A 3,473-nucleotide genomic window follows, 5' to 3' on the forward strand; every position below is an offset into this window, starting at 1 on the left:
CCCCTCTCGGAGGGCAGTACACCCGGGAACGCTGGCGGGCTTAACTTCCGGGGTCGAAACGAGACCGGGTGTGGCCCCGCCGCTATGGCCGCCGTGCCAATAACCCCTCCCGAAACGAATTTATAAACTTTACGGTAAACTTGGGACGATGGAGATGGAGGAGATACTCTCACTGCTGAGGAGGCCGAGGCCGCTGAGTCCTGACGAGAGGGCCAGGCACTTTCAGATTGAGGTTCAAGGGTGGAAGAACGGGGACGAGGTTGAAATTGGAGGCTTCTTCATAGCAAGAAAGCCTCCATACGCGCCGGACGATGCGGCCTATTACCTCCTCTCCCCCCTCCCTCAGGGAGAGCTGAAGGAGTGGAGGAAGCCAAAGATCTACGTCGTCCTGAAGATCACGGAGTCCAGCAGGGTAGATGCCGTCCAGAGCGGGACTTACGTGAGGGTTAAGGGCATTGCCGATGCTTACCGCTGGGGAACCCTCAGAATGCTCCATGTAATATCGATGAGAAAGGAAGAATACTCCGATTACTGGAAGGGCTTTAGAGAATACGCACTAACCGGAGAGGAGATAGAAGAACTGTTCTCATCGACAATCGAGGCACCCTACGACATGATGAAGGGGCTGGTGTATTCTTTCCTCAACGCGCCAACACTAATAGGCTCGAACCTCACGTGGTCTGAGGGAACGACGTTTTCGACCATCAAGGACGGGAGCGAGGTTTACTCCGCCTGGGAGGCTTTAAAGTACATCTACTCGATTCTCCCGCCGGAGATGAGACTGAGGAAAGAGAGGTGGGGCTGGACCACCGACGAGTTCTTAGACCTCGACTTCCGCCTCCGCGACCCGAACGAGGGAACAAAATACTACGTCCCTTCAAGGAAGGAGATGCTAGTCAGGGAGATACCGGCGCCGAGTTGGGCAAGGAAGTATTTCATCGAGAAGAGCGCGACGTTCCTTACGCCCAGGGCAGTCTTGAGGGCAAACGACGGAGTAGCAAGGCTCTCGGAGGTTCCCTTCATACTAAGCGAGCGCATCGCCTATGAAAGGAACAGGGAGCTTGAGCAGCTCGCGCCGAACCTCATAGCTACGCTCTTCGTAGCGGAGCAGAGGGTTCCGAGCCTCAACCTTGCTGAGCTTGAAGGTTATAGGAGGAGGTTCGAGACTTTTCTGGCAAAAAACCGTCGCGAATACGGCGAAATCTTTGAGGCGATGAAGATACGGGGCATGGTCTTTGAGACGGGCCTGAGGTACCAGCTAGGAGCGAGATTGCTCGGTTCGATGGCAAGGTTTAAGGGAAGGCTTACGAGGCCCCTCGTTAGCGACGTCATCCTTGTGCTCCAAGAGATACTTGACCTCTGGGTGAACGAACTGCCGGAGAGGGAGAGAGCAACCCTCCTCAGAACGTACAGACACTACGCTGGAAGGGACCGGCGCCTCTCGGTGGCCCTCTCGATATTCACCGATATAGAGGCCACGTCAAGTGATGGAACAGTCCAGAGAACCGAGTTTCTCAGGGCGCTGAGGGAGTACGGCTTTACCGAGAGGACAGCGAGGGAGATAATAGAGCACTTCATAGCCAAGGGCTACCTCTACGAGCCCATAGCCGGAAAGCTGAGGCTGGTGAGATGATGGGGAAGAAAACACTGAGGAAGAAGGAACAGAGGGAGAAGAAGAGGATAGCCAGGGAAAGGGTCGAAACGCTGTTCACACTCGCTGAGAGGGTTTTCCCATACAGTCCAGAGCTTGCGAACAGGTACGTAGAGATAGCCCTTGCGGTCCAGCAGAAGGCCAAGATAAGGCTCCCTAGGAAGTGGAAGCGCCGCTACTGCAAGAAGTGTCACTCCTTTCTCGTTCCAGGCAAAAACGCGAGGGTTCGCCTGAGGGGCAGACCTTATCCCCACGTAGTCGTCAAGTGCCTTAACTGCGGGCACATAATGCGCTACCCATACTTAAGGGAGAAAAAGGCGAGGAGAAAAGAAAGGAAGAATTAATCAATGCTTTCCGCTCCAGGTCTTGTTGGAGGTCTGGTTGCTTCCCCAGCGCGGGCCGTGCATCCAGCCCTTGTGCTTCTTCCTCATGAACTCCCTGAGTATTGCCCAATTCTGCTTGTAGAGTTCTCTCAGTTGCTTCTCAAGCTGGGTGAGTAGCTTAAGGGCCATACCGTCGTTGCCCTTCTTGAAGTACTCCTCAGCCTGGGTCAACATCTGGTTGTAGGGGGCCACGTTTACACCGGCCTTCTGGAGTATCTCTAGCTCAGCCTTGAGCCTCATCAGCCTGACCATTATTCCAAACTTGCCGTGGGTCATCTCCTTGACGAGGACAAAGTTTGTCCTCTTGAGGACGAACTGGCTTCTCACCTGAAGCCAGAGCAGCTTCTTGTAGGCCTGTGTTGTGTTCCCCGCCTGGAGAAGCTTATTCACCTCATCGAGGCCGGCACTGAGGTTCTGGGCGAGGCTGAGTAGCTCTGTCGAGTTGGTCATGTTGGCTATCTCCTCGATTCTCTCTATCCTGAGCTGGATGAGCTTCTCAAGGAACTGAACCTGGCCGGTGACGTTCACGGTTATATCAACAGCACTCGAATTGTGGCGGAAGAGCTGTTTCATCAGGCCCTTGGCAAGGCCCTTGCTCACGGGAGTGTTGACGACGATGGCCTTCCTTATGGTTATGGTCTTGTTGAGCTTGTTTATGGAGACCGTCTTGTTGACGTAAACAACGATCCCTCCCTTCTGGATTGCTATCTTAACGGCCTCCTGAATAGCAACGGTGTCGTTGCCGGGGGCAAATACAGTTACGTTATCCTTCTTGAGGAGTCCCTTGCCCTTGGCCATCTCAAGGGCTATGAGGTTCGTCTCGTACCTGTTTATCCCTCCCCAGCGATAGACGGTTATGTTGTATCCCTGGAGGTCGGTGACGTACTGGTTAACGACCGCCATGGGACCACCTATTATTATAACTTGATCTGGCGCGTAGCTCAATATCTCCGCCGTAACGTTGGGTTCATAGATGCCCCAGGGGGTCGTCACTATTACCCCACCCGTGGCGTTTGCAAGCAACTTGGCGACGCCACTGTCGGCGGTGTTGTCGCTCACCAGTATGACGGTCACCGCTTTCTGGCTTCCGGTTGAGGCCGCACTGACCCCCGCAGCCCCAAAGGCCATGCCAATCAGCAGCAGTCCTATGACTGTTGCCACCCACTTTTTCCACACCATATCAATCACCTCGCTTTTGGTTATGAAAAAAGCCCTATTTAAGCTTTTTTCAGGAAATGGAGGAACAATAATGGAATTTAGTGGAAAAACGGATTCTTCAGGCCGTTTCTAACTTTTCCCGGATGAAAAAAGAAGGGTTCATATCGTTCCAAAACGTTCCAAAAGGCATGACTAACCCCCACCGGCTCGACTGGAAAATAACAGCCTTTAAAATCTTAGAAGGGGTGTTATTCTTCCAGTATGGCAACGGCCCTCACAGG

The 3,473-nt window shown here is 53.5% G+C and carries 4 protein-coding genes and 1 rRNA gene; 3 read left to right on the forward strand and 2 right to left on the reverse strand.

Translation table 11 applies throughout. From position 1 onward, the window contains the following. Positions 1-96 (reverse strand): 5S ribosomal RNA (gene rrf / locus MVD07_RS00635); the annotation flags it as partial. Between the two features lie 52 nt (positions 97-148). Here rrf and MVD07_RS00640 point away from each other — a divergent pair. Both MVD07_RS00640 and MVD07_RS00645 read left to right on the forward strand, forming a co-directional pair. Next, complete coding sequence (locus tag MVD07_RS00640; RefSeq protein WP_297497224.1) at positions 149-1,633, forward strand: hypothetical protein; 1,485 nt, start codon at positions 149-151, stop codon at positions 1,631-1,633. Further along, positions 1,633-1,995: a ribonuclease P protein component 4 gene (locus tag MVD07_RS00645; protein ID WP_297497227.1), complete on the forward strand. Its 363-nt coding sequence runs from the start codon at positions 1,633-1,635 to the stop codon at positions 1,993-1,995. The genes MVD07_RS00640 and MVD07_RS00645 overlap by 1 nt, the downstream gene beginning before the upstream one ends. On the opposite strand, the gene MVD07_RS00650 is transcribed toward MVD07_RS00645, so the two are convergent. After that, positions 1,996-3,213 (reverse strand): cell wall-binding repeat 2 family protein, encoded by a 1,218-nt coding sequence (locus tag MVD07_RS00650; RefSeq protein WP_297497230.1) that lies wholly within the window; start codon positions 3,211-3,213, stop codon positions 1,996-1,998. It lies immediately after the preceding gene. Between the two features lie 80 nt (positions 3,214-3,293). Here MVD07_RS00650 and MVD07_RS00655 point away from each other — a divergent pair. Continuing rightward, positions 3,294-3,473, forward strand: a 180-nt coding sequence (locus MVD07_RS00655) for a hypothetical protein (protein ID WP_297497233.1), incomplete at its 3' end; no start/stop codon positions are given.

Origin of the sequence: Thermococcus sp. (genome assembly GCF_027008145.1) — an archaeon.
Classification (GTDB): Archaea; Methanobacteriota_B; Thermococci; order Thermococcales; family Thermococcaceae; genus Thermococcus.